The organism is Pseudoduganella violacea (genome assembly GCF_014191875.1).
Lineage (GTDB): Bacteria > Pseudomonadota > Gammaproteobacteria > Burkholderiales > Burkholderiaceae_D > Rugamonas > Rugamonas violacea_A.
In genome coordinates this window covers 28352-54657 of record NZ_JACHXD010000005.1, presented here as the reverse complement: position 1 = coordinate 54657, position 26306 = coordinate 28352, and the positions used below count along the sequence as shown (strand labels likewise).

The 26306-nt window shown below is 64.8% G+C and carries 26 protein-coding genes; 11 read left to right on the top strand and 15 right to left on the bottom strand.

Annotated elements, in window-relative coordinates; all coding sequences use genetic code 11:
- The 8 genes from FHS03_RS10525 to FHS03_RS10490 form a co-directional block, all read right to left on the bottom strand.
- Positions 1-258 carry a BTH_I0359 family protein gene (locus FHS03_RS10525; RefSeq protein ID WP_176349056.1) on the bottom strand — a complete coding sequence of 86 codons (258 nt, stop codon included), beginning with the start codon at positions 256-258 and terminating at the stop codon, positions 1-3.
- Between the two features lie 217 nt (positions 259-475).
- Positions 476-847, bottom strand: a complete 372-nt coding sequence (locus FHS03_RS10520; RefSeq protein ID WP_183440944.1) for a GTPase — start codon at positions 845-847, stop codon at positions 476-478.
- Positions 844-1566 carry a response regulator gene (locus FHS03_RS10515; protein ID WP_183440943.1) on the bottom strand — a complete coding sequence of 241 codons (723 nt, stop codon included), beginning with the start codon at positions 1564-1566 and terminating at the stop codon, positions 844-846. Before FHS03_RS10515 ends, FHS03_RS10520 begins: the two co-directional genes overlap by 4 nt.
- 91 nt (positions 1567-1657) lie before the next feature.
- Positions 1658-3952 (bottom strand): sensor histidine kinase, encoded by a 2295-nt coding sequence (locus FHS03_RS10510; protein ID WP_183440942.1) that lies wholly within the window; start codon positions 3950-3952, stop codon positions 1658-1660.
- A 2-nt stretch (positions 3953-3954) separates the two neighbouring features.
- Positions 3955-4590, bottom strand: a complete 636-nt coding sequence (locus tag FHS03_RS10505) for a DUF4390 domain-containing protein (protein ID WP_183440941.1) — start codon at positions 4588-4590, stop codon at positions 3955-3957.
- Entirely contained in the window at positions 4583-5992 is a 1410-nt protein-coding gene (gene rsmB, locus FHS03_RS10500) for a 16S rRNA (cytosine(967)-C(5))-methyltransferase RsmB (RefSeq protein ID WP_183440940.1), read from the bottom strand. Before rsmB ends, FHS03_RS10505 begins: the two co-directional genes overlap by 8 nt.
- Positions 5993-6126: 134 nt before the next feature.
- Positions 6127-6438 (bottom strand): YgiT-type zinc finger protein, encoded by a 312-nt coding sequence (locus FHS03_RS28390; protein ID WP_183440939.1) that lies wholly within the window; start codon positions 6436-6438, stop codon positions 6127-6129.
- Entirely contained in the window at positions 6359-6643 is a 285-nt protein-coding gene (locus FHS03_RS10490; RefSeq protein WP_183440938.1) for a DUF4258 domain-containing protein, read from the bottom strand. Before FHS03_RS10490 ends, FHS03_RS28390 begins: the two co-directional genes overlap by 80 nt.
- Positions 6644-6787: 144 nt before the next feature.
- Here FHS03_RS10490 and argS point away from each other — a divergent pair, with 144 nt between their 5' ends.
- Genes argS through FHS03_RS10455 form a run of 7 tightly spaced genes read left to right on the top strand, consistent with a single transcriptional unit; the run spans position 6788 to position 13079 of the window.
- Positions 6788-8497 (top strand): arginine--tRNA ligase, encoded by a 1710-nt coding sequence (argS, locus tag FHS03_RS10485; protein ID WP_183440937.1) that lies wholly within the window; start codon positions 6788-6790, stop codon positions 8495-8497.
- Between the two features lie 21 nt (positions 8498-8518).
- Positions 8519-9232 (top strand): SPOR domain-containing protein, encoded by a 714-nt coding sequence (locus FHS03_RS10480; protein ID WP_183440936.1) that lies wholly within the window; start codon positions 8519-8521, stop codon positions 9230-9232.
- 29 nt (positions 9233-9261) lie between these two features.
- On the top strand, positions 9262-9933 hold the full coding sequence (locus tag FHS03_RS10475) for a thiol:disulfide interchange protein DsbA/DsbL (protein WP_183440935.1): 672 nt from the start codon (positions 9262-9264) through the stop codon (positions 9931-9933).
- A gap of 36 nt (positions 9934-9969) precedes the next feature.
- Positions 9970-10749, top strand: a complete 780-nt coding sequence (locus FHS03_RS10470) for an SDR family oxidoreductase (protein ID WP_183440934.1) — start codon at positions 9970-9972, stop codon at positions 10747-10749.
- Positions 10746-11618 (top strand): biotin--[acetyl-CoA-carboxylase] ligase, encoded by an 873-nt coding sequence (locus FHS03_RS10465; protein ID WP_183440933.1) that lies wholly within the window; start codon positions 10746-10748, stop codon positions 11616-11618. The genes FHS03_RS10470 and FHS03_RS10465 overlap by 4 nt, the downstream gene beginning before the upstream one ends.
- Entirely contained in the window at positions 11615-12382 is a 768-nt protein-coding gene (locus FHS03_RS10460; RefSeq protein ID WP_183440932.1) for a type III pantothenate kinase, read from the top strand. Before FHS03_RS10465 ends, FHS03_RS10460 begins: the two co-directional genes overlap by 4 nt.
- A gap of 10 nt (positions 12383-12392) precedes the next feature.
- Positions 12393-13079, top strand: a complete 687-nt coding sequence (locus FHS03_RS10455) for an SPOR domain-containing protein (RefSeq protein WP_183440931.1) — start codon at positions 12393-12395, stop codon at positions 13077-13079.
- A 154-nt stretch (positions 13080-13233) separates the two neighbouring features.
- Here FHS03_RS10455 and FHS03_RS10450 read toward each other — a convergent pair whose 3' ends face one another.
- Genes FHS03_RS10450 through FHS03_RS10425 form a run of 6 tightly spaced genes read right to left on the bottom strand, consistent with a single transcriptional unit; the run spans position 13234 to position 20581 of the window.
- Complete coding sequence (locus FHS03_RS10450; protein WP_183440930.1) at positions 13234-14436, bottom strand: septal ring lytic transglycosylase RlpA family protein; 1203 nt, start codon at positions 14434-14436, stop codon at positions 13234-13236.
- Entirely contained in the window at positions 14433-15548 is a 1116-nt protein-coding gene (rodA, locus tag FHS03_RS10445) for a rod shape-determining protein RodA (RefSeq protein WP_183440929.1), read from the bottom strand. Before rodA ends, FHS03_RS10450 begins: the two co-directional genes overlap by 4 nt.
- A gap of 7 nt (positions 15549-15555) precedes the next feature.
- Positions 15556-17772, bottom strand: coding sequence for a penicillin-binding protein 2 (mrdA, locus tag FHS03_RS10440; protein WP_183440928.1), 2217 nt, complete (start codon positions 17770-17772; stop codon positions 15556-15558).
- A gap of 11 nt (positions 17773-17783) precedes the next feature.
- Entirely contained in the window at positions 17784-18296 is a 513-nt protein-coding gene (mreD, locus tag FHS03_RS10435; RefSeq protein ID WP_050409487.1) for a rod shape-determining protein MreD, read from the bottom strand.
- Complete coding sequence (gene mreC / locus FHS03_RS10430) at positions 18293-19492, bottom strand: rod shape-determining protein MreC (RefSeq protein WP_183440927.1); 1200 nt, start codon at positions 19490-19492, stop codon at positions 18293-18295. Before mreC ends, mreD begins: the two co-directional genes overlap by 4 nt.
- Positions 19493-19537: 45 nt before the next feature.
- On the bottom strand, positions 19538-20581 hold the full coding sequence (locus FHS03_RS10425) for a rod shape-determining protein (RefSeq protein ID WP_050409489.1): 1044 nt from the start codon (positions 20579-20581) through the stop codon (positions 19538-19540).
- Between the two features lie 269 nt (positions 20582-20850).
- On the opposite strand from FHS03_RS10425, the gene gatC reads away from it, so the two are divergent.
- From gatC to FHS03_RS10405, 4 genes are all read left to right on the top strand, one after another.
- The gene (gatC, locus tag FHS03_RS10420; protein ID WP_183440926.1) at positions 20851-21153 is read left to right on the top strand and encodes an Asp-tRNA(Asn)/Glu-tRNA(Gln) amidotransferase subunit GatC; all 303 of its coding nucleotides are present in this window, start codon (positions 20851-20853) and stop codon (positions 21151-21153) included.
- Positions 21154-21220: 67 nt separating this feature from the next.
- Positions 21221-22705, top strand: coding sequence for an Asp-tRNA(Asn)/Glu-tRNA(Gln) amidotransferase subunit GatA (gene gatA, locus FHS03_RS10415; protein WP_183440925.1), 1485 nt, complete (start codon positions 21221-21223; stop codon positions 22703-22705).
- 26 nt (positions 22706-22731) lie between these two features.
- Positions 22732-24192, top strand: coding sequence for an Asp-tRNA(Asn)/Glu-tRNA(Gln) amidotransferase subunit GatB (gene gatB / locus FHS03_RS10410; RefSeq protein ID WP_183440924.1), 1461 nt, complete (start codon positions 22732-22734; stop codon positions 24190-24192).
- 79 nt (positions 24193-24271) lie between these two features.
- On the top strand, positions 24272-25441 hold the full coding sequence (locus tag FHS03_RS10405; RefSeq protein ID WP_371871647.1) for an AAA family ATPase: 1170 nt from the start codon (positions 24272-24274) through the stop codon (positions 25439-25441).
- On the opposite strand, the gene FHS03_RS10400 is transcribed toward FHS03_RS10405, so the two are convergent.
- Positions 25438-26301 (bottom strand): alpha/beta fold hydrolase, encoded by an 864-nt coding sequence (locus FHS03_RS10400; RefSeq protein WP_183440923.1) that lies wholly within the window; start codon positions 26299-26301, stop codon positions 25438-25440. The genes FHS03_RS10405 and FHS03_RS10400 overlap by 4 nt on opposite strands.
- Between the last annotated feature and the right edge of the window lie 5 nt (positions 26302-26306).

Sequence of the window (26306 nt, the reverse complement as noted above, 5' to 3'; positions counted from 1 at the left end):
TCAGTGCAGCAGCACCGGCTGGCTCATGAGCAGATCGTAGCTGCCGAGGAATTCGTCGATTTCCTCCATGGTCGGCTCGTTGGCGATGAGTTTGTTGACATCGCGGCGGAACGATTGCGCCAGTGCGCCGGCGATGAAGATTTCGCGCTTGCCGCCCTTGTCGACGATTTCATAACCGCCGAAACGCAGGGCTTCCAGCTCGCGGTCGGGGCCGAATTCGACGACGCTATATTGCTCGCTGTTATAGATGAGGTTCATCACGCTTCCTTCACTCCGGGGCAGCGCCAGAAATGGGGCGCCGCGTTCCATAACGAGGTGGGGCTGGCAAAACTGATTTCAAGGCCGCGCCTGATGCACGGGCTGCCGTCCTACAAAAGACCGCTGCAAAACGGGCGTGGCTAGACGCGGCGACGAAGACAGTGCAGCTTGCACGGCGAGGAGCCGCAACGACGCCAGGGCCGTTTTGAAGCGGTCTTTATACGGCGAGATCGGGGCTGAGACGCAGCAAAGCGTCATACGGCGCCGAAGACAGCGAAGCGCGTAGCCGTTCCAGGTGGCTGGCGTCGGCCAGGCTGATAAAGAGCTGCGCCGGGGGACGGCGCAAGATGCGGTGCAATGTTACCCGTAAGACTAGATGGCCGGCGCAGCACAGGCAGCCTGGGGCAATCCTGATGACTTGCGGCCTGCCATCTGCTGAGGCATCGCTTTCATCATACACCAAGGGAGAATTGGCGTCGGCCAATCCTTCCAAAATAATAGCCGTGTGTCTTCCTGGCACCAGCGCGGCCGCGATCGCGCGTTCACGGTCAGCGGCGCGCGCGCCAGTCACCAGGGTGAGACCGGTCACGCCTGGCTTTTCTTGGCCAGCTTGCCCGGTTCCACGCCCAGTTGCTTGAGCTTGCGGTAAAGGTGGGTGCGTTCCAAGCCGGTCTTCTCGGCCACGCGCGTCATGCTGCCGCCTTCGCGGCCCAGGTGGTGCTCGAAATACATGCGTTCGAAGGCATCGCGCGCTTCGCGCAGCGGCAGGTCGAAGGACAGGTTGAACATCAAGCCTTCGCCGTTCGGACGCGGCGCCATGATGCCTTGCGGCGGCAGCGCGGCGGCCTGCACGCCAAAGCCCACCGGCGCGGCCAGGCTGCCCTCTTCGGCCACCGGCGGCGCGGCTGGACGCGGCGCCACCAGCGGCGCGCGCACCGCTTCCTGCGCGCGGCTCAAGCCGGCTTGCACGGCTTTCAGCAGCTTTTGCATTGCAATCGGCTTTTCCAGGAAGTTGAGCGCGCCGATGCGCGTCGCTTCCACCGCCGTATCGATGGTGGCGTGGCCCGACATCATGATCACCGGCATGGTCAGCAGGCCGTCGCGCTGCCATTCCTTGAGCAGCGTCACGCCATCCGTGTCCGGCATCCAGATATCGAGCAGCACCAGATCGGGCGCGCCGGCGGCGCGCGCGGCGCGGGCCTGCTGGGCGTTTTCCGCCAGCTGCACCGCATGTCCTTCGTCGCCCAGAATTTCCGAGAGCAACTCGCGGATCCCCATTTCATCATCAACTACGAGAATGTTTGCCATCTATCCCTGCCCCTCTCTCTCATTTTTCGCTGATCCCAGGCACTGCTATTGTGCCTGAATTCTTTGCAATGATTTTATTTGTCATTCAATATTACGCCAACTGCACCGGTGCCAACTTTAACAGCAAAATCAGGACCGAAGCGCCACTTCTATCGACATGGTTCTGGATATCGATCCGGCCCCCATGTTCGTCGATAATCTTCTTCACCATCGCCAGGCCCAGGCCGGTGCCGCGCGCCTTCGAGGTGACATACGGTTCAAAGGCCCGCGCCAGGATTTTCGGCGCAAAGCCGGGGCCATTGTCGCTGATGACCAGGCGCACCGCGACACGCGAACCGCCGTCCGCGCTCTGGTAATGGATCGCCTCGGTGGTCACGTCGATGCGCGGCGCCGGATTGCCGCCCGGCTGCTCGACCAGCGCATCCTGCGCGTTCTGCAGCAGATTATGGATCACCTGGCGCAACTGCGTCGGATCGCCCATCACCAGCGGCAGCACCGGCGCCAGGTTCAAGCGGATAATATCGTGTCCTTCGCCGCCCGTGTACATATGCAGGATTTCTTCCAGCAGATCGTTCAGGTCCAGCTCTTCCAGCACGGCCGGCGGCGCTTTCGCATAGTCGCGGAAATCGTCGACCATGCGCTTCATCGCCGCCACCTGGTTGACGATGGTGGTGGCGCTCTTGTTCAGAAGCGCGACGTCGGCCGGCTCGAGCTTGGGTTCAAGCTTCATCTGCAGGCGCTCGGCCGAGAGCTGGATCGGCGTCAGCGGATTCTTGATCTCGTGCGCCAGGCGGCGCGCCACCTCGCCCCAGGCCATCGAGCGCTGGGCCGAAATCACGTCGGTGATATCGTCGAACACCACCAGGTAGCCGCTGCCGTGCTGCTCGAGCGGCAGGCGCGAGCCGCGCGCCAGCAGGATCAGGTCATGCTCCTCTTCGCTGCCGGCCGGGCGCGGAATCTCGATCTGGCGCTGCCAGTGCAGTTGCACGCTGCGGCCGGCCGCCGTGTGCGCGCTCTGCGCCGAGAAGGCGGCGATCACGGCGGCGGCGAATTCCTGCATGCCGGCGACGGCGGCCAGCGGCTGGCCCACCAGCGTCACGCCGGCCTGCTGCAGGATGCGTTCGACCGAATCGTTGCAGGTGACGACGTGGAATTCGCTGTCCAGCACCATCACCCCGGCCGACATATTCGCCAGCACCGACTCCAGGTGGGCCTTGGCGTTTTGCAGCGCGATGCGGTTCTGTTCCACCGTCGTGCGCGCGTCCGACAGCTGGCGCGTCATGGTGTTGAAGGATTGGGTCAAGGTGCCCAGTTCATCGCTGCTGGCGACGATGGGGCGCGGCGACAAGTCGCCCTCGGCCACGGCGCGCGTGCCTTCGGCCAGCAGCAGCAGGGGCTGGGCCAGGTCGTTGGCGATCAGGAAGGCGGCCGCGATGGCGCCGAACACGGCCAGCAGCAGCGTCAGGGTCAGCGTTTCCACATACATCTTGCGCAGGCCATCGCGCGCCACGTAGCGCTGCTTGTATTCGCTGAGCGCAATGCGCAGCAGGTCGCCGTCCTTGGCCAGGCGTTGCGGCGCGGCCTGGATCACCTGCAGATAACGCGGCGCCAGGCGCGAACCGTTCGGCTGCACCGTGTCCGGCACCTCGATCAGCACGCGCAGGCGCAGCACATTATTGGCGTCCGGCTGGGCCGGGACGCCGCCGCCGAAGCGCTCGTCGCCGAGCTCGTTGCCGCCTTCCGGCGCCGCATACGGCGTGCCCGACTGGGCCTGGGCCAGCATCACGGTGTTCGGCAGGTCGGCGCTCAGGTTGACGCGGCGCTCGCCCATGGCGCTGACAATCAGGCCGCCTTCGGCGTCGACGATGATGGCGCTCTGGGTGCCGGGATGGCGCTTGACGAAGCGCGACAGCACGGCCGGCGCCACATAGAACGGCTCCTGCGCCAGCACATTGACGGTCTGGCGCGCACTCGCTTCCAGTTCGGTGAGCTGGGCTTCCAGCGCGGCGCGGCCCAGGTCGACGCCGGCGTCGAGCGCCTCTTCCACCCGCACATTGAACCAGGATTCGATCGAGTGCGACACGAACTGCACCGAGACCAGGAACACCACCAGGCCGGGCAGCACGCCGATGCAGGCGAACAGCAGCACCAGCCGCGTCATCAGGCGCGAGCCGAACTTGCCGCTCTTGTAGCGCGCGTAAAGACGGAACAGGGAGACGCCGACCAGCAGCAGCAGGGCCACGGCCACGGCCGCGTTCAAGCCGAGCAGCCAGGAATAGTAGCGGTCGAAGAAGCCGGAATTATCGGAAGCCGAAGCGAGCAGGAACAGCAGGATGCTGCAGGCAGCGCCGGCGACGACAAACAGATACCGCAAAGCCGACGACACGCTTATTCCGCCCTGTACTGGAAGGATTTCTTGTTTTCCAGGCGCCACTCGCTGTTATTGAAGGCGTTGACCTGGATGGGTTTGGGCAGATAGTCGCGGTCCATGCCCATGCGCAGCGTGACGTTGTAGATCTCGCCCACTTTCAGCGCGCCGCGCGGCGCCACTACCCAGCGGTTGGGACGGCGGATGAAGAACAGGGCGTCGTCCAGCGAGGGAAAGCTCTGCTGCACGCTGCCGATCACATTCACATGGTATTGGCGCGTCAGCACGTTGTAGGCGATGCGCGTGGTGCGCTTGGCCACCACGGCCTTTTCGTCGAACCAGTACCAGCGCCGCCGCGTGAACTCGATGGCGGTGGTGAAGTACAGCTGGATGCCGCTTTGCAGCGCCTCTTCCAGGCCGTGATTCAGGTCGAAGGAATAGGCAGCCGACAGGCGGTAGCCCTCTTCGGCCGCCTCGATATAGGCGCGGGTGATCTCCACGGTTTCATCGGCAGCGCGTGCAGCCTGCGGCAGCAGGCAGGCAAGCAGAAGCAGCAACTGGCAAAGCAGATGTCGAAGAAAGCGTTGGGTCACGTGCGGGGTGCTCTTTAAATCCGTCAGTAAACTCGCCAGAAAACAGGGAAAAAGACTACGCATTTTTCTCGAATAACGCGTAGAACAAGCCATCGTGATCCTGTCCGGCGCCGCCTGCGGGCAGCAACTGACCGGGCGCATCGAGCCGCGTGGCGCCATGGCGCACCGCGAAAGCGGCCGCCTGCGCCTCGGATTCCTGCGGCCACAACGAGCATGTCACGAACAGCAATTTACCATTGGGCCTTAACATCTGCCAAAGATTGTCTAAAATTTTGGCGGAAAGTGTTGCAAGTTGGAGGGTGTCGGACTTGCGGCGCAGCCAGCGGATGTCCGGGTGGCGGCGCACGATGCCGGAGGCGGTGCACGGCACGTCGGCCAGGATGCGGTCGAACTGCTGGCCGTCCCACCAGCCGCGGTCCTGCGCTTCGGCGGCCTGCAAGGTGGCCTGCAATTGCAGGCGGTCGAGATTTTCCTGCACGCGCTGCAGGCGCTTCGGATCGGCGTCCAGCGCTGTCAATTTAACATCAGCCAGCTCCAGGATATGGCAGGTCTTGCCACCGGGCGCGGCGCAGGCGTCCAGCACGCGCATGCCGTCCCGCGCGTCGAGCAGGGTGGCGGCCAGCTGGGCGCCGGAATCCTGCACCGACACCAGGCCCTCGGCAAAGCCCGGAATCAGCTGCACGCCGACCGGCTTGGCCAGGCGCACGGCCTGCGGCCCGATCTGGCTGGCGGCCAGGCCGGCCTGCTCCAGCAGTTTCAGGTAAGCGTCGACCGTGCCCTTGCGCGCATTGACGCGCAGGGTCAGCGGCGGCGGCGCATTGCCCGCTTCCAGCACACCCTGCCAATCCTGGGGATAGGCGGCGCGCACCGCATCCATCCACCACTGCGGATAATTCCATTTGGCGGTGGGCTGCAGCAGGGCCGTTTTCAGCAGATCCTGGCGCTCGCGCAGGAAGCGGCGCAGCACGGCGTTCATCATGCCCTTGGCGCGCGCGGCATCCGGATGGGCCGCCGCAGCCGTCACGGCCTGGTCGACCACGGTGAATTCTTCATACGGCGCGGCCGCCCCTTCGGCCGCCGCCATCAGCGGCAGGGCGCAGGCCAGCAGGGCGCCGACCAGCGGCTCCGGCGCCTTGGGCGTCATCAGCGCGGTCAGGGCTTCGCTGCGGCCCAGCTGGCGCATGGCGCGGTAAGCGATGTCCTGGATCGCGCCGCGCTGCTGGGGCGACGCGCCGCTGCTGGCGAACACCCCGGCCAGCGCTTGCGGCAGCGCCGTGCCGCCGCGCACCTGGACCACGGCATTGGCCGCGCCCAGCAGGGCGAAAGCCAGCGAGTCGGGTTTCAGGTCGGCCTTGAACTGCGTCTGCAAGGCGGGTTTCAGGTCGCGATGGTGGCTGGCCCGCAGCTTGGGACGGTCGGCCGCGGCCGGCTTGGCCTTCAGGGTCAGCGTTGAACGCTTGTTCATATATTAATCCGTGGGTGGCGCGCGCCCGCCCAGCATCGGGGCCGGACGGTCCCTCGTGAGGCCGTGTTGAGCGCGGAATTCTGCAAAGGGTGGATTGTAGCGGTTCGCGGCCGAATATTGCGGATTTCCCTCATTTACGCGCGAAATTCGGCAATCGGCACGCTTCTTGGCACCGCCAGGGTCAGTCTCTGCGATTTGATGCGCTCAATTTCGTGCATGGTCTGCGCACTAAAATAGTCGGCCGCACAATGTGGGCAGTGATACAGCGGGATATTCTCTATCAGCAGCAGATGCTCGTTTCGGCCAAAGTGGCGGATCACGCGGCGTACTTCCAAGCCCACCTCGCCGCAATACACGCAAGGCGCGTCAGACAAGGTAGACGGTGATGACGACAAGGGTGACGTGGTCGAATCCGAGCTTGACAGCGGCTTCAGCGTCCCGTCCATCGCCGGTCCGGCCCCGGATGAGGTATTTGCGTTCTCCCCATTCATAGTCCCGCTGACGTTCGACAATGCGTCCGCTGAGGATAATGCTTTCGAGATCGAAGATCGTGAGGTTGTCATCGTCCAATCCTTCCGCCGCATGCAGGGAAACTACGTAGTTCAGCGAGCGAATGCAGTCCCGAATCCGGCTGATCGAAGCTTGTCCCATCGCTTCATTGTAGCGGAAGTGCGATTCGACGCATTTTCAGGGGAAATCGGGACGATCCCCGCGCGTGTCCATGCCTGTGGCAAACCAGTATAATGTCCCCTCTTTCAGACGTTAGATAGCGCGGCCCGGCCGCCCCCACAGATTATGCTCGCCCAACAAAAACAAGAGATTATTGCCCTGTTCCAGGCCGCCCTCGCACCGATCCTGGCCGGCACCGAAGTGAACGCCAACGTGGTGCTGGAGCGTCCGCGCGATGCCGCCCACGGCGATGTCGCCTGCAATATCGCCATGCAGCTGGCCAAACAGCTGAAAATGAATCCGCGCGAACTGGCGCAGAAAATCGTCGCCGCCGTGCTGGAAAACCCGGCCGGCAAAACCCTCGTCGCCAGCGCCGACATCGCCGGCCCGGGCTTCATCAACCTGCGCGTGACCGAGGCGTCGAAGCAGGCCGTGGTCAACGCCATCCTGGCGCAAGGCGCCGGTTTCGGCCACAGCACCGCCGGCAGCGGCAAGCATGTGATCCTGGAATTCGTCTCGGCCAACCCGACCGGCCCGCTGCACGTGGGCCACGGCCGCCAAGCGGCGCTGGGCGACGCCCTCGCTTCGCTGTTCCTGGCGCAGGGCTTCGGCGTGACCCGCGAGTTCTATTACAACGACGCCGGCGTGCAAATCCAGACCCTGGCTTCCTCGGTGCAGGCGCGCGCGCGCGGCTTCAAGCCGGGCGACGCGGAATGGCCTGAATCGGCCTATAACGGCGACTATATCGCCGACATCGCCGCCGACTTCCTGGCCAGGAAAACCGTGTCGGCTTCCGACAGCGAGCCGGTCACCGCTTCCGGCGATGTGAACGATATCGATTCCATCCGCGCTTTCGCCGTGATCTATCTGCGCAACGAACAGGACATCGACCTGCAAGCGTTCGGCGTGAAGTTCGATAACTACTACCTGGAATCCTCGCTGTACGCCGACGGTAAGGTGGAAGAGGCGGTGGGCGACATGATCGCCAGCGGCCACACCTACGAGGACGGCGGCGCCCTGTGGCTGCGCACCACCGACTTCGGCGACGACAAGGACCGTGTGATGCGCAAGTCCGAAGGCGGCTACACCTATTTCGTGCCGGACGTGGCCTACCATCTGGTGAAATTCCAGCGCGGCTTCACCCAGGCCATCAATATCCAGGGTTCCGACCACCACGGCACCATCGCGCGCGTGCGCGCCGGCCTGCAGTCGCTGAACAAGGGTATCCCGCAGGGCTACCCTGACTATGTGCTGCACAAGATGGTGACGGTGATGAAAGACGGCGCCGAGGTGAAAATCTCCAAGCGCGCCGGTTCCTACGTGACCGTGCGCGACCTGATCGAATGGTCGGGCGGCGGCGACATCACCAAGGGCCGCGACGCGGTGCGCTTCTTCCTCATCTCGCGCAAGGCCGATACCGAATTCGTGTTCGACGTCGACGTCGCGCTCAAGACTTCGGACGAGAATCCGGTGTACTACGTGCAGTACGCCCACGCCCGCATCTGCCGCATGCTGGAACAGTGGGGCGGCGACGAAGCCACGCTGGACAAGGCCGACTTGTCGCCGCTGACCGCGCCGAGCGAGCAAGCCATGCTGGCCACCCTGGCCCAGTATCCGGAAATGCTGGCGCGCGCCCAGGCTGAACTGGGGCCGCACCAGGTGGCCTTCTACCTGCGCGACCTGGCCGCCAACCTGCACAGCTTCTACTTCGCCGAGCGCGTGCTGGTGGACGACGAGGCGCTGAAACTGGCGCGCCTGGCCCTGGTGGTGGCAACCCGCCAGGTGCTGCGCAATGGCCTGGGCCTGATCGGCGTCTCCGCGCCGAACCAAATGTAATTGCGAAGGACTTCCCGCACAATGACTTTCCGCCCTATTTCCGTGCAACGCCAGCAAGGCAACACCCTGGTTGGCATCATCATCGGCCTGGTCATCGGTCTTGGCATCGCCGTCGTGGTGGCGCTGATGATCACCAAGGGCCAGTCGCCGTTCACCGACCGCGCCAGCAAATCCGGCAAGGCCAGCGAACCGGCGGCAGGCCAGATCTCCGATCCGAACAAGCCGATGTACGGCAATAAGGACGCCGCGCGCGACGCGGCCAAGGACTTCGCGCGGGAAGAACCGAAAGCGCCGGTCGTGCGCGAGACGCCGGCGGTAACGCCAGCGCCGGCGCCAGCCGTCGCCAAGGAGACGCCGAAAGCGCCGCCGCAGCCGGACGCGCTGCAGCAGGTGGTGGACCGCATCGAAGCGCAGAACGCGCCGAAGACGGCCGCCAAGGCGCCGGCCACCGGCGCGCCGGCAGCTCCCGCCACGGCGCCCGCCGCCGCCGGCGACGAGAAATGGGTCTATTATCTGCAGGCTGGCGCCTTCCGCGAAGCGGCCGACGCCGAGAACACGCGCGCCAAGCTGGCCCTGATGGGCTTCGAAGCCACCGTGTCCGACCGCAGCACCGACACCGGCGTGCTGCACCGCGTGCGCATGGGGCCATTCACCCAGGTGGAGGCCATGAACAAGGTGCGTTCCAAGCTGTCCGAAAACGGCGTCGATGTCGCCGTCGTCCGCAACCAGCGCTGAACCAGCGCATATTCCTGAACGGAGCCACGATGCAATTGCTGAAGAAGATACTCGCTGTCCTCGCCCTGTGCAGCGTGGCGCTGGGCGCCTGCGCCTCGCCCGCCGATCCGAAAAACGGCGTCGAATACACGACGCTGCCGACGCCGCAGAATACCGACACCGGCAAGAAAATCGAGGTGATCGAGTTCTTCGCCTATTACTGCCCGCACTGCAATGCCTTCGAGCCTTCGCTGGCCGAGTGGGTGCGCAAGCAGGGCGATAATATCGTCTTCAAGCGCGTGCACGTCCCTTACGACAACAACACGCTGCCGCAGCAGCGCCTGTTCTACACGCTGGAAGCGCTTGGCCAGCTGGAGCAGTACCACGCCAAGGTCTTCGCCGCCATGCATAAGGAACGCAACCGCCTGCGCAGCGACGACGCCGTGTTCGAATGGGCCGCCAAGAACGGCATCGACCGCAACAAATTCGCCGATGCCTACAACTCCTTCGGCGTGGCCGCCAAGGTGCGCCGTTCTGGCGCGCTGATGGAAGCCTACAAGATCGACTCCTGGCCCGCCATCGTCATCGACGGCCGCTTCCAGACCGCGCCGCATATGGCGCATTCGGCCGCCGGCGGCGCGCAGGACGAAGCGGCTTACCACCAATCCGCCCTGACGGTGATGGATTATCTGGTAGCCAAGGCCAAGTCTGAAAAGAAGTAATATCCACCCCGGCGCGGCTGGGGATCTGAGCCCATCATGGCACTGAACCGCGTTTTCATTACCGGCGCATCGAGCGGCATCGGCGCCGCCCTGGCCATGCAATATGCGAAACAGGGCGCCACGCTCGGCCTGCTGGCCCGTCGCGGCGACGCCCTGCAGGCGCTGCTCGCCACCCTCCCCAATTCCGAACGCCACCGCGCCTATGCGGCCGACGTGCGCGACAGCGCCGCCCTGCGCGCCGCCGCCGCGGACTTCCTGGCCCATGCCGGCGGCGTGGACGTGGTGATCGCCAATGCCGGCATTTCGCACGGAACGCTGACCGAACTGGAAGAAGACTTGCCGGTATTCGAAGCGGTGTTCGCCACCAATGTCATGGCCACCGTCGCCACCTTCTCGCCCTTTATCGCCGCCATGCGCGCGCAGGGAACGCCGGCGCGCCTGGTCGGCATCGCCAGCGTGGCCGGCGTGCGCGGCTTGCCGGGCGGCGGCGCCTATAGCGCGTCCAAAGCCGCAGTGGCCACTTACTGCGAATCGCTGCGACTGGAAATGCGGCCGTACGGCATCCAGGTGGTTACCATCGCCCCCGGCTATATCGACACGCCGATGACGCAGAAGAATGCCTACGCCATGCCCTTCCTGATGGCGCCCGATCGATTCGCCTCCGCCGCCGTGCAGACGATCGCGCGCGGCAGCCGCTATCGCGTTATCCCATGGCAGATGGGTGTGGTCGCCAGAGTGCTGCGCCTGCTGCCCAATTTTATTTACGACCTGGCCTTTACAAGGGCGCCGCGCAAAGCGCGCAAGACCGCGATATGAACAACGACACCAACACCACGCTGAACGCAGCGGCCATCGCGGCCGGCTGCGCCGCCAGCGCCTCCCGCATCGCCATCGAAGTGGTGGCGGAAACCGGCTCCACCAATGCCGACCTGCTGGCGCGCCTGCCCGGCGCGGCGAAGGCCACCGGCGAAGCCGCCGCGCTTGGCCAGGACGGCCAGGACGCGCTGGGCGATACCGGCCTGCTCGACGGCCCCACCCTGCGCATCGCCCATGTGCAGACGGCGGGACGCGGCCGCGCCGGCCGCCCCTGGCTGTCCGCGCCGGGCGCCTCGCTGACCTTCTCGCTGGCCTGGCCCTTCAAAGGGCCGCTGCAGCAGCTGGCCGGCCTGCCGCTGGCGGTGGGCGTAGCCATCGCCGAAACCGTCGCCTCGCTCGGCGTGCCGGTGCAATTGAAATGGCCGAACGACGTGCTGCGCGACAGCGCCAAACTGGCCGGCATCCTGGTCGAAACCCAGAGCGCGTCCGATGGCCGCATCTGGGCCGTGATCGGCTGCGGCATGAATCTGCTGATGCCCGACGAACTGGAAGCGGGCATCGGCCGCAGCGACGTCGCGGCCGCGCCCTGGCTGGCGCAGATGGAACGCAACGCGCTGGTGGCGGCCCTGCTCAGCCGCCTGGCCGGCGCGCTGGCCGAATTCGACGATACCGGCTTCGCCGCCTTCGCCGAACGCTGGAACGCGCTGCAAGCCTGGCGCGGCGAACCGGTCAGCATCCTCGACCAGGGCCAGATCGTGCAGCAAGGCTTGGCGGCCGGCGTGGACGACATCGGCCGCCTGCTGCTCGACACGCCGGCCGGCCGCGTCGCCGTGCTGTCGGGCGATGTCTCGCTGAGGCGCGCTTCATGAAGCTGTTGATCGACGCCGGCAATACCCGCATCAAATGGGCCTTGGTGGACGAGACGGCCGCCACTCTCGGCGCCTGGCTGGCCTCCGGCGCCGTCATGCACGCCGATGCCGCGCGCCTGGGTGGCGACTGGCAAGCCGCCTTGAGCGCCCTGCCCGGGCGCAGTGTGCACGGCGTGCTGGCCGCGAACGTGGCCGGCGCGGGCGTGCGCGACAACCTCGAACGCATGCTGGCCGCCGTGCCGGGCCTGTCCGCGCTCACGATCGAATGGTTCGCCTCCGTACCCGAACGGGCCGGCCTGCGCAACGGCTATCGCAATCCCGGCCAACTGGGCTGCGACCGTTTCGCCGCCGCCATCGGCGCCCATGCGCTGGCGCCGGGCCGCCCCATCATCGTCGCCAACTGCGGCACCGCCACCACCATCGACGCGGTGACGGCCGACGGCATCTTCCTCGGCGGGATGATCCTGCCCGGCCTGGGCCTGATGGCCACTTCGCTGGCGCGCAACACCGCCCAGTTGCCGCAGATCGCCCAGGACGCCGCCCTGCCCGCAGGCTTCGCCGATAACACCGACGACGCCATCCTGAGCGGTTGCCTGGCCGCGCAGGCCGGCGCCATCGAACGCGCATTTACCCTGCACGGCGCCAGCGAATGTATTATCTCGGGCGGAGCGGCGCCGTATATCGCCCACACCCTCGCCCTGCCGCACCGGCATATCGAGAACATCGTCATGATTGGATTGCACGCTACCGCGCGCAGCGCCTGAAGGATCGACCGTGCTGAAACTGTTCTTCTTCCTGCTGCTCGCCGCCAATGCCGCGCTGTTTGCCTTTGGCGAAGGTTACCTCGGCCACTTCAGTGGCAGCGAACGCGAACCGGCGCGCCTGCAAAACCAGCAGAACGCCGACAAGCTGGCCCTGGTCAGCGCCGCCAAAGCCAGCGCCAACGTCGCCGCCGCCGCGCCAACGCCGCCGCCCGTGGCGAAAGACGAACCGGAAACCATCGCCTGCCTGGAAGTCGGCAACTTCCTGCTGCCCGACGCGCGCCGCTTCGAAGCGCAGATCGCCGCGCTCGACCTGGGCGACCAACAGGCGCGCCGCAACCTGCCCGGCCAGGAAATCACCGGCTACATCGTCTACATCCCGCCGCAAGGCAGCAAAGAAGGCGCCGACAAGAAAGCCGGCGAACTGCGCGCCCTTGGCGTCACCAACTACTTCGTGATTTCCGACAGCGGCCCGCTGCGCTGGGCCATCTCCCTGGGCGTGTTCAAGACCGAGACCGCCGCCCAGAACCTGCTGGCCGCGCTCAACAAACAAGGCATCCACAGCGCCCGCAGCGCACCGCGCATGAGCGCCAGCAAGCAGATGGCCTTCCAATTCCGCGGCATCAGCCGCGAAACCAAAGCCAGCCTGCTGCAAATCGCCGAGAAATTTCCCGCCCAAGAAAGCCGCGCCTGCAAATAAGCCCGGCCCGCCATTTGCGCAATATCAAACAATGTCCACCCTGGTGTCAGGCACCACGGTCGGACATTCTTTGATCTAACGCAAACAATGTCCTACTCTGGTGCCTGACACCAGGGTGGACATTGTTTGCGCTGGATCAAACGCTGTGGCGGGCTTAGCGCTGGATGATGAGGGGTTTGAGCTTGAGCGTCGTGGGCAGGCGCTGGGCGGCTTGGGCGGCATCCTGGCGGCTGGCGAAGGGGCCGCCGTACAGGCGATAGATGCTGCCAACCTGGACGATCTCGTAGTCAGGACCACTGCCGGCGGACATCAGCTGGGTGCGCGCGGCTTCGGCGTTTTCCTGGCGCGAGTAGGCGCCCAACTGCAGGTAGAAGTTGCCTTGGCCTGCGGCGGCGCTGGCCGGTGCCGCCTCACCGGCTGCCTGTACGTTGTCGCTGGCGGCCTGGATGCCGCCGGTGTCGGTACCGGCTGCGCCAAGCGGGCTCGCTTGCGCTGCCGGTGCGGCGTCCGACGAGCTGCGGCTGACAGCCAGCATCGGCGCGGCTTTGGGCATCGCGCGCGGGGTCTGGCCGCCTTGCTGCCAGGCTGGCGGCTGCGCAGCCGCTTGCGCGGCTTGCACCGAGGCAGTCTGCACGGATGCGGATTGCTCGGACGGCAGCGCCGTCAGGCGCGCGCCATTGTCGCCGCTTTTCTTGCGCGCGTCCGCCATGGCCGCCATATCGGATGGCAGCAGGCGCACCACTTCCAGCTGGTGGCTGCCTTTGGCCAGCAGGCCCAGTTTCAGCGCAGCGGTGTAGGAGACGTCGATGATGCGGGTCGAGTGGAATGGTCCGCGGTCGTTGATGCGCACCACCACCACGTTGCCGTTGTCCAGGTTCGTGACCTTGGCATAGGATGGAATCGGCAGCGTCGGATGGGCCGCCGTCATCTTGTACATATCGTATAGCTCGCCGGACGAGGTGCGCTGACCATGGAATTTCTTGCCGTACCAGGTGCCCAGGCCGCGCTGCACGAAGGGCTTGTCGCCGGAGATCGGCGTGTAGGTTTTGCCCAGCACCACGTAGGGGCGGTTGGCGCGCGGCAGCGGCGGCTCTTCGCGCGGTTCGGCGTCCGGGGTTTGCAGCAGGTTGGGCGGCGGATTCTCGCCCGGGCCGTCATCCTTATAGTAGCCGCCGCGTCCGGAGTTCGCCGGCGGCAGCACCGGCACGCCGGGTTCCTGGGCGCGCGGCTTGGCGGCGGGCGGCGTGGGAGCCGGCTTGGCGGGAGGATTGAGCGGCACGCTGGTACATCCGGCCAGCGCCAGCAGGGCCAGGGCGAGCGCACCGGCCGCGCAGCGTTGAAGGGTGTTTTGCATCATGTCTGTACCAGCTTTCTGTGACGTTGAATACTCATCAGGATGCCCGAGGCCAGACCCAGCGTCAGCAGCGCGGTGCCGCCGTAACTCATGAATGGAAGAGGCACCCCGACGACCGGCAGAATGCCGCTGACCATGCCCATATTGACGAAGGCATAGGTGAAGAAAATCATGGTGATGGCGCCTGCCAGCAGGCGCGTGAAGAAGTTGGGCGCGCCGCCGGCGATCATCAGCCCGCGCCCGATCAGCAGCAGGTAAAGGAACATCAGGAAGAGATTGCCCGCCAGGCCGAATTCTTCCGAATACACGGCGAAGATGAAGTCGGTGGTGCGCTCGGGGATGAATTCGAGGTGGGCCTGTGTGCCCTCTTTCCAGCCCTTGCCGAACATGCCGCCCGAGCCCACGGCGATGGTGGACTGGATGATGTGGAAGCCTTTGCCCAGCGGGTCGGAAGTGGGATCGATCAGGGTCAGCACCCGTTCGCGCTGGTAGTCGTGCAGCATGGACCAGGCCACCGGCATGCTGGCCGCGCCCATCAGCACCAGCGCCGCCAGCGCCTTCCACGACAGGCCGCCCAGGAAGATCACGCAAAAGCCGGCGGCGATCACCAGCATGGCCGTGCCCAGGTCGGGCTGGCGCATGATGAGCACAGTCGGTACCAGCAGCAGCACGGCGGCAATGGCATACGCGTGCCAGCGCAACTGGCCCTGGTGCTGCTGGAAGAACCAGGCCAGCATCAGCGGCACGGCGATCTTGGCGAATTCGGAAGGCTGGATGTCGATGACGCCGATGTGCAGCCAGCGCCGCGCGCCCAGCTTGATCACGCCGAACAGCGCCACCGCCACCAGCAGCATCACCGTGACCACATAGGCGGGCAAGGCGATGCGCATCATGGTCTGCGGCGAGACGTTCGCCACCACCCACATGACGAAGAAGGACATGCAGATATTGCGGATCTGGTCCTCGATCTTGCCGGGAATGCCCATGCTGGCCGACATCAGCGTGAACAGGCTGGTGGTCAGCAGCATGATGAGGATGAGCATCAGCGGTATGTCGAAGACCGCGAAATAGGGACGCAGACGGCGCGCCAGGGAACGTCGTTCATTGATGGACATGCTTACCTCACTCTTTCTGGCGCGGCGGCACCGTGGCGGGCGGCCGCTGCGCCGGCTGCGGCGCGGGCCTCGGCCCCGGCGCGGCTTGCGCGGGCGCTGTCGCAGCGGCAGGCTTGCCGGCAGGCGTAGCGGGGACTGCTGGATGGGCTGGCGCGGCGCCCGGCTTGGCGCCATGGCTGTGCGGATGCGCGTGGCCGGCAGCGGCGGGCGGCGTGACCGGCGACATCAGCGGCGGCTCGGCCTGTGACTGCTCGGCGCGGCGCTGTTCCATGATGGCGGCGATTTCCTCCTCCTCGCTCAGCTCCTCGATCGGTTGCAGCGATTCGGCGTCCTCCTTCGGCACCTTGGTCGTATCCTTCTCGGTCGGGCGTTTGCCCAGCAGGTAGAAGTCCAGCACCTTGCGCGCGATCGGCGCCGCCACCTGGCCGCCGAAGCCGGCATTTTCCACGATCATGGCCAGCACGATGCGCGGCTTGTCGGCCGGGGCGAAGGCGGTGAACCAGGCGTTGTCGCGCAGGCGTTCCGGCATGGTGGCCGCGTTGTACTTCTCGTTGGCCTTGATCGCCACCACCTGCGCCGTGCCGGTCTTGCCGCCCACGGTGTAGCCGGCGCCGCCGAATGAGCGGAAGGCCGTGCCGCCAGGTTCGCTGGTCACGCCCACCATGGCTTCCTTGATGAAGTCGATGTTTTCCTGCTTGAGCGGAATGCGGTAGCTTTCCTTCGGCACGGTCAGCTTGCGCGCCTTGGTGGCGCCGTCCTCGACGATCTTCACCAGGTGCGGCTTCATCACCACGCCGTTATTGGCCAGGATGGACACGGCATGGGCCACCTGCAAGGGCGTATAGGAGTTGTAGCCCGAGCCGTTACTGACCGAGATCGTGTCGCCGCCCACCCATTTGCCGGCACGCGGATTTTTCTTGAAGCGGTTCTGCTTCCATTCCTGCGAGGGCAGCACGCCAGATTTTTCGTTTTCGAGGTCGATGCCGGTCGGCTGGCCGAAACCGAAGGGCTTCATGAAGTCGTGGATATTGTCGATGCCCATATCGCGGCCCAGGGCATAGTAGTAGGTATTGCAGGACACGACGATGGACTTGCGCATATCGACGGTGCCGTGGCCATACACCACGTCGTCGCGGAATTTGTGGTTGCCCAGGTAGTAGTAGCCAGGATCGTGGATCGCCTGGCTGGTGGTGCGCTTGCCCAATTCCAGCGCGGCCAGCGCCATGAAGGGCTTGAAGGTGGAACCCGGCGCATAGGTGCCGGACAGCGGACGGTTCACCATCGGCTTGTCGAGCGAGGTATTCAGCTCGTTCCAGCTTTGCTGGTCGATGCCGTCCACGAACAGATTGGGGTCGTAGCCGGGACGCGAGACATAGGCCAGCACGTCGCCGGTCGACGGCTCGATCGCCACCAGCGCGCCGCGCCATTCGCCGAAGGCCTCTTCCGCTACTTTCTGCAGTTCGATATCGATGGAGAGAATCAGGTTGCTGCCCGGCGTGGGCGCCTTGCGCGACAAGGTTTGCACGGCGCGGCCGCCGGCGGACACTTCCACCTCTTCGTAGCCGGTCACGCCATGCAAATAGCGCTCGTAGCTCTTTTCCAGGCCTTCCTTGCCGATGTAGTCGGTGCCGTTGTAGTTGGAGGCATCGTCGGACGCTTCCAGCGTTTTCTTTTCGTTCTGGTTGATGCGGCCGATATAGCCGATCACGTGGGAGGCCACCTCGCCCAGCGGATACTGGCGGAACAGGCGCGCCTGGATTTCCACGCCAGGGAAACGGAAGCGCTGGGCCGAGAAACGCGCCACCTCCTCGTCCGTCAGACGGGTGCGCAGCGGCACGCTCTCGAAATTCTTGGAGTCGTCCAGCAGCTTCTTGAAGCGGCGCCGGTCCTTGGGCGTGACCTCGACCAGGTTTGCCAGTTCGTCGATGGTGGCGTCCAGCGGAATGCGCAGCTTGGACGGAGTGATCTCCAGCGTGTAGGCCGAGTAATTGCGGGCCAGGATCACGCCGTTGCGGTCCAGGATCAGGCCACGGTTGGGCACAACCGGCACCAGGGCAATGCGGTTGTCCTCGGCCTTGGCGGCGTAGTGGCTGTGCTGAATGACCTGCAGCCAGATGAAGCGCGCCAGCAGCAGGCCAAAGCAGACAAAGACCAGCAAGCCGATCACCGCCAGACGGCGGCGGAACAGCTGGAGTTCGCGTTCGTTATTCTTCAGTTCTGTCATTGCAGCGCTACTCAGATCGGACGCGTATGGTCTTTATCGACGGCGCGCCGCTGCGGCGCCAACAGCAAGGCGCTGACCACCGGCCAAAGCATGACAGCCACGAAGCTCTCGATGAAGTAATACCAGCTGGGGAATTTGCCGGACACGATGAAACGCACCGTCAGCTGCACGGTCTGGGCCAGCAACAGCAGCGGCAGCACATGCAAGGCCTGGGTCGAGACGCGGAACCAGAGCACGCGGCGGTGGATCATGATCGCCAGATAGGACAGCAAGGTGTAGGCCAGCGCATTTTCGCCCAGCAGCGTGGCGTCATGCACATCCATCAGCAGGCCAAGCAGGAAGGCGGTGCCGATGCCGACCTTGCGCGGCTGGTGCACGCCCCAAAACACCAAGGTCAGCGCCACGAAGTCCGGCACGCCGACGAAGCGGCCCCAGGGCAGGAGATTCAGCAGGAAGGCGCAGAACAGGCTGAAGGCAATGAACAGGGGGCTGACCGGCAGCAGAATATATTGGGGGCGGTTCATCGCGCGGTCTCCCTGGCGTCATGCGGTTTAACGGCTTGCGATACGGCTGCAGGTGATGCGGCGGCCGCTCCCGCAGGGCGCGGATTCGTGCCGGGAGCGGTTCCGGACGGCGCAGCGGCGGCGGTGGGACGCAGGTTGGGCACTGGCGCGGCAGCAGGTGCAGCGGCGTTGCCGGCGGGACGCAGCGCAGCCGCAGGAGCGGCTGGTGCGGCAGCCGAGGGGCTGGCGCCGGCCGGCGCGGTGGCAGCGCCGGGAACCGCTGCAGCGGGGGCGGCAGCACCGGTTGCGGCGGCCGCGCTGGCAGCCGGGCCTTTCTTCTTGCCGGGCTTGATGACTTCTTCGGCCGGCGGACGTGGCAGCATGTCGGGCGGCGACATCAGGACCAGCAGTTGGCGGTTGCGTTCGATGCCGGCCAGCGGCTGGCACACCACGCGGCCGAACGCGCCGTTGGCATTGTTCTCGACCTGGATCACGCGCGCCACGGCCAGACCGGCCGGATACACGCCGTCGATGCCGGAGGTGATCAGGATGTCGCCGACCTGCACGTCGGCATTCGGCGCCATGAAGCGCAAATCCAGGTTGCCGGACTGGCCACGGCCATAGGCCACGCTGCGCAAGCCATTGCGCAGCAGTTGCACCGGAATGGCCTGCTCCTTATCGGTCAGCAGCGTCACTTCGGAGGTAAAAGGGAAAACACGCGTCACCTGGCCGACCACGCCTTGGCTATCGATCACGGGCAGGCCCAGGGCCATGCCCTGCTGGGTGCCGCGGTCGAGCACCACCTTGCGGGCGGCAGCGTCGCGCGCCTCATACAGGATCTCGGCCAACATCGACTTGCCCGGCACGTGCTCGCGCGCGTCGAGCAGGCGGCGCAGCTGGTTGTTCTCGGCGAGCAGGAGCTGGGCCTGCTGCAAAGTCTGGGACGTGGCGATCTGCTGCTGGCGCAGATCGCGCACCTGCTTTTCCATGGCCGACAGCGTGGAGAAGTAACTGCCCACCCCATTCATCGCGTCGCGCGGCAGCAGGGCCGCCATCTGCAGCGGATACAGCACCGTGCCGACTGCCTGGCGCACCACGCTCAGGGCGCCCAGGCGGGCGTCGGCCAACAGCAGTCCGATCGAAATAAAGGCGAATAGCATCACCTTGGCGCGGGCGGATGCGCCTTGCTTGAAAAGCGGCGGAGGACTGTATTCCATGACTTCCAATAAGGAAGGGCGGCTCGCGCCGCCCTCTTAAACAACTTACTCGTAGGAGAAAATGGACCCCAGCTGGTCCATGCGCTCCAGTGCCATGCCCGAGCCGCGCACCACGCAGGTCAGCGGATCTTCCGCCACCAGCACCGGCAGGCCGGTTTCTTCCATCAGCAGGCGGTCCAGGTCGCGCAGCAGCGCGCCGCCGCCGGTCAGCATCATGCCTTTTTCGGCGATGTCGGCGCCCAGTTCCGGCGGGGTCTGTTCCAGCGCGTTCTTCACGGCCGACACGATATTGTTCAGCGGGTCGGTCAGCGCTTCCAGGATCTCGTTGGACGAGATGGTGAAGGAGCGTGGAATGCCTTCCGACAGGTTGCGGCCCTTGACTTCCATTTCCTTGACTTCGGAACCAGGGAAGGCGGAGCCGATGGCTTTCTTGATCGCCTCGGCGGTTTGTTCGCCGATCAGCATGCCGTAGTTGCGGCGGATGTAGTTGACGATGGCTTCATCGAATTTGTCGCCGCCCACGCGCACCGAACCTTTGTACACCATGCCGCCCAGCGAGATGATGCCCACTTCGGTGGTGCCGCCGCCGATGTCGACCACCATCGAGCCGGTCGCGTCGGACACGGGCAGGCCGGCGCCGATCGCCGCCGCCATCGGCTCTTCGATCAGGTAGACCTGGGAAGCGCCGGCGCCCAGCGCCGATTCGCGGATCGCGCGGCGCTCGACCTGGGTCGAACCGCAGGGAACGCAAATGATGATGCGTGGCGAAGGACGGAAGAATTTGGAGTCGTGCACCATGCGGATGAACTGCTTGAGCATCTGCTCGGTGACGGTGAAGTCGGCGATCACGCCGTCCTTCATCGGGCGGATCGCCTCGATATTGCCAGGCACTTTGCCCAGCATCTGTTTTGCTTCCTTGCCGACCGCCTGGATCGTTTTCTTGCCATTCGGGCCGCCTTCCTGGCGGATGGCTACGACCGATGGTTCATCGAGCACGATGCCCGAACCGCGGACGTAGATAAGGGTGTTGGCCGTGCCCAGATCGATGGCCAGATCGGAAGAGATATACCTGCGTAAAAAACCAAACATGAGTGTCCTGTAGCGCTGTGCCCGCGCGGTGGGCAGTTATCGGGAGTCCTGTGCAGATGCCGCAGCGCGGGAATTCAGCGCCAGCAACGCATCAACCCGCCATTCTACCTTATAATCTGCGTGTTATTTGGCAAAAATCCACAGGAAAATGCGGTCCCGCGAGCCAGATTTTGCGGGCTATTCGCCGGGGTTTATACGTCAGATAGCAGAAATTTTAAGTAAATTATCAATAACATAATTAACGCGCGGCCCCGCCCGCGCTTCACGCCATGTCCCTGACACCATCCGACGTAAAACGCATCGCCCATCTGGCCCAACTGGAAATGGATGAGCAGCACTCCGCTGCCATGCTGGATAAGCTGAACGGCATCTTTGCGCTGGCCGAGCAGATGCAGGCGGTGGACACCGACGGCGTTGCGCCGCTGAGCCATCCGCTGGCCGCCCACATGGACAATATCGCCCTGCGCCTGCGCGAAGACGCGCCGACCGAGCCGAATCGCCGCGAAGCCTACCAGCAGGTCGCGCCGAAGACCGAAGACGGCCTATATCTGGTGCCGAAAGTGATCGAATAAGCCCGCGCCCCGCTCTGCTTCTTCGCGCCGCACTGCCCCGCACCGCCGAACCGAATTGACGAAACCCATGCATACCAAAACGATTAAAGAGCTCTCCACGCTCCTGCAAAACAAAGAGATCAGCGCCACCGCGCTGGCCACGCATTTCCTCGACCGCATCGAGGCGAGCGACCTGAATGCCTTCCTGCACGTGGACCGCGCCCTGACCCTGGCCCAGGCGGCCGAAGCCGACCAGCGCCTGGCCGCCGGCAATGCCGGCCCGCTGACCGGGGTGCCCATCGCCCACAAAGACATCTTCGTCACCAAGGACTGGCGTTCCACCGCCGGCTCGAAGATGCTGGCCAACTATGTCAGCCCCTTCAACGCCACCGTGGTCGAAAAATTCAACGCCGCCGGCATGGTCACGCTGGGCAAGCTCAATTGCGACGAATTCGCCATGGGCTCGGGCAATGAGAACTCGGCTTTCGGCCCGGTGCTGAATCCCTGGGACAAGAAAGCCGTGCCGGGCGGCTCCTCGGGCGGCTCCGCCGCCGCCGTCGCCGCGCGCCTGGCGCCGGCCGTCACCGGCACCGACACCGGCGGCTCGATCCGCCAGCCGGCCGCCTTCTGCGGCATCACCGGCATCAAGCCGACCTACGGCCGCGTGTCGCGCTTCGGCATGATCGCCTTCGCCTCCTCGCTCGACCAGGGCGGCCCGATGGCGCAGACGGCGGAAGACTGCGCCCTGCTGCTGTCGGCCATGGCCGGCTTCGACGAGCGCGATTCCACCAGCCTGTCGCCGGAACAGGGCGGCGTGCATGAAGACTTCAGCCGCGACCTGGAGCAGCCCCTGACCGGCCTGCGCATCGGCGTGCCGCGCGAATACTTCGGCGAAGGCCTGGCGGCCGACGTGGAAAAAGCCGTGCGCGCCGCGCTGCAGAAATACGTGGAACTGGGCGCCACCCTGGTCGATATCTCGCTGCCGAACACCAAGCTGTCGATTCCAGCCTACTACATGATCGCCCCGGCGGAAGCCTCGTCCAACCTGTCCCGCTTCGACGGCGTGCGCTTCGGCCACCGCGCCGCCGAGTACAAGGATCTGCAGGACATGTACCGGAAAACCCGCGCCGAAGGCTTCGGCCCCGAGGTGCAGCGCCGCATCATGGTCGGCACCTATGTGCTGTGCCACGGCTACTACGACGCCTACTACCTGAAGGCGCAGAAGATCCGCCGCCTGATCGCCCAGGACTTCGAAGCGGTGCTGAACGGCCCGAACGCCGTCTGCGACGTGATCATGGGTCCGGTGGCGCCGAGCGTGGCTTGGGACATCGGCGACAAGGCCGACGATCCGGTGGCCAACTACCTGGCCGACATCTTCACCCTGTCCACCAGCCTGGCGGGCCTGCCCGGCATGTCGATCCCTTGCGGCTTCGGCGAAGGCGAGAAGAACGGCAATCGTCCGGTCGGCCTGCAAATCATCGGCAACTACTTCAGCGAAGCGAAGCTGCTGAATGTCGCCCACCAGTACCAGCTGGCGACCGACTGGCACAAGCGCGCGCCCCAGGGCATCTAAAAGAACACAGGAATAGCGAGAACAATATGGAATGGGAAGTCGTTATCGGTCTTGAGAACCACGTGCAGCTCACGACCGGCTCCAAAATTTTCAGCGGTTCGCCAACCACTTTCGGCGCCGAACCCAATACCCAGGCCAGTCCGGTGGACCTGGCCCTGCCCGGCGTGCTGCCGGTGATGAACAAGGCGGCCGTAGAGCGCGCCATCCGCTTCGGCCTGGCCGTGGGCGCCAAGGTCGCGCCGCGCTCCATCTTCGCGCGCAAGAACTACTTCTACCCCGACCTGCCGAAAGGCTACCAGATCAGCCAGTTCGAAGACCCGGTGGTGCAAGGCGGCCAGCTGACCTTCGGCTACGAGAAGGATGGCGAATTCGTCACCAAGACGGTGAACCTGACGCGCGCCCACCTCGAAGAAGACGCCGGCAAATCGCTGCACGAGGACTATCACGGCATGTCGGGCATCGACTTGAACCGCGCCGGCACGCCGCTGCTGGAAATCGTGTCCGAGCCTGAAATCCGCAGCGCCGCCGAAGCCGTGGCCTACGCCAAAGCCCTGCACGGCCTGGTGGTCTGGCTCGGCGTCTGCGACGGCAATATGCAGGAAGGCTCCTTCCGCTGCGACGTCAACGTGTCCGTGCGCCCGAAAGGCCAGAAGGAGTTCGGCACCCGCTGCGAGATCAAGAACCTGAACTCCTTCCGCTTCATCGAGGAAGCCGTGCACGTCGAAGTGCGCCGCCAGATCGAGCTGATCGAAGACGGCGGCAAGGTGGTGCAGGCGACCCGCCTGTACGATCCGGACAAGAAGGAAACCCGCGCCATGCGCAGCAAGGAAGACGCGCAGGATTACCGCTACTTCCCCGATCCGGATCTACCGCCGCTGACCATCTCGCCCGAGTGGATCGAGCAGGTGAAGGCCGATATGCCCGAGCTGCCGGCATCCATGCGCGCCCGCTTCATCGAGCAATACAAGCTCTCCGAGTATGACGCGCTGATCCTGACCTCGTCCAAGGCCATGGCCGGCTACTACGAAGCCGTGGTGGCGCAAGCCGGCATGGACAACGCCAAGGTCGCGGCCAACTGGCTGATGGGCGACGTCTCCTCGACGCTGAACCGCGCCGACGTCGGCATCGAAGAAGCGCCGGTCACGCCTGCGCAGCTGGGCAATATGCTCAAGCGCATCGCCGACGGCACCATCTCCAACAAGATCGCCAAGGAAGTCTTCGGCGCCATGTGGGAAGCCAAATCGGCCGACGACAACCTGGTCGACGCCATCATCGAAGCCAAAGGTCTGAAGCAGATTTCCGACGTCGGCGCGCTGGAAGCCATCGTCAACGAAGTCATCGCCAACAACGAGAAGTCCGTTGAACAGTACCGCGCCGGCAAGGAAGCGGCCATCAACGCCCTGATCGGCCAAGCCATGAAAGCCTCGAAAGGCAAGGCCAACCCCGGCCAGCTGACCGAGCTGCTGAAGCAAAAACTGGCGGGCTAAGCCAGCCGCATCAGCGCTTTATTGACTTTTATCCCCGCTCTGATAACTTTATCAGTGTGGGGATAAAAGGAGATAAAGCGTGTCCGCCTTCTACTATCCACGTCCCGCCCTGGTACAAGCCCTTCTCGACGCCATGTCGGGGCAAGACCCGTTCAGCGATGCCGCCAACGGCATTTTTCTATCGGCCCCACGCCGCACCGGCAAGTCCACTTTCTTGCGCAACGAATTGCTGCCCGCGCTTGAGTCGGATGGCAAACTGCTTATCTATGTCGATCTCTGGAGCGATCGCAAACGCGATCCCGCCGCGCTCATTGCCAGCGAAATCTGCGCCGCATTGAAACACCATCTGCCAGCGCTCGTCCGTGGCGCCCGCAGCGCCGGCGTCAGTCAGTTGACCATTGCCGGCTGGCTGAAAATCGATCCCGCCAAGGTAGGGACGATCGAAGGCCTGACCCTGCCCGACGCGCTCAAAGTCCTGCACGCCGCCGCTGGCAAAGCCATTGTCCTCATCATCGACGAAGCTCAGCATGCGCTCAGCAGCGAAGATGGCGAGGCGACAATGATGGCGCTGAAGTCGGCGCGGGACCAGCTCAACCGGCCGGGAGATACCAAGCTATTCCTCATCATGTCGGGCAGCGACCGCGATAAATTCCTGCGCCTGCTGAATAGCAGCGCAGCGCCCTTCTACGGTTCGGCCATTTCAAAGATGCCGCTGCTGGACGCCGCCTTCATCGCCCAGGCCGCAGCAAAGATTGAAGCTGCGGCACCTCATCTCATGCCGGTCAACAGGGATAAGCTGGAGCGTGCCTTTGCCCGGTTTGGTCATAGACCCCAGGCTTTTCTTGCCGCGTTGAGCGAGGCTGCAAACGCCCTGCACCAGCCCAGTCCAGGATTCGAGGATGAAGTGCTGCACGCGGCGGAACGGCAGAGCGCAGAAGAGGAACAAGGAATGGCGAATTTGTATCTGGCCCTGCGGCCGCTGGAACAAGCCCTTGTCTGGCGCATGCTTGAGCAAGGCGGCCGTTTCCGCCCGTATGATGCCGCGGCCTTGGCTTTCTACAGTGAGCATGCTGGCGAAAAGGCCAGCACCGCACAAATCCAGAACATCATCGAGGCACTACGCTCCCAGTCCCCGTCCCTCGTGCGGAAATCAGCCAAGGGGGAATATGCCATCGAAGATGTCGGCATGTACGAATGGTTCCAGCGCCTTGTCGCCGCCGGCGCCTGGCCGCCAATGGCGGAGAACTAGGCCGCGATGGCCAGGCGCTCGCCCATCCAGCGCAGGATGTCGGCGAAGATGGCATCGCGGTTGGTTTCGTTGAAGTTCTCGTGGTAGTTGGCCGGGTGGCGGTGATAGTCGAGCAGCTTGCCGTCGATGGTCTTCAGCATGGCTTCGCTGGCGTCGGCGTTGGCCAATTTGTCGTCGCCGGCCACCACGGCGTAGATAGGGAAGCGCCAGGTCGGCATCTGCTCCACCAGGCCTTTTTGCGCCTGCTGCAGGGCGTAGCCGAAGCGCGCCGTGATTTCGGTGGCGCGGATATTGTCGCGCTCATCGGCGTAGTGGCGCGCGGTGATGGTCTTGTCGTGGGTCAGCTTGTCGGTCAGCGATTCCAGCGGCACTTTCATGGTCGGCATCACCGCCGCGATCAGGCCGGACAAGGCGACCAGGATGCCCGGCACCTTGATCGCATTCACATAGTAGGGCGAGGACAGGATGAAGCCCTTCACCGTCTCGTCGCGCTGCAGGCGCTCCAGTCCCAGGCGGGTGGCGATCAGCGCGCCCATCGAATGGCCCATAATGAAGACCGGCAGGCCGTGGTAATGCAGGCGCACCCAGTGCAGGAAGAGTTCCGCCTCGTCGAGGAAGATGTCGAAATCGGGAATGTCGACGCGGCGCGCGTTTTCGTGGCCGCACATATCGAAGCTGACGGTGGCGAAGCCGTACTGGCGGAAGTAGAGCGCCGGCGTCACGTAATCGCCCGCATGGGCCATGCCGCCGTGCAGGGCCAGGATCACCGCATGCGGCTGCGCCGTTTCCCACACATGCACCTTGCGCTCCACGCCGCCGCGGCCCTTGAACTGCGCGATCCGGTCTTCCGAAAATCTCATCCCTG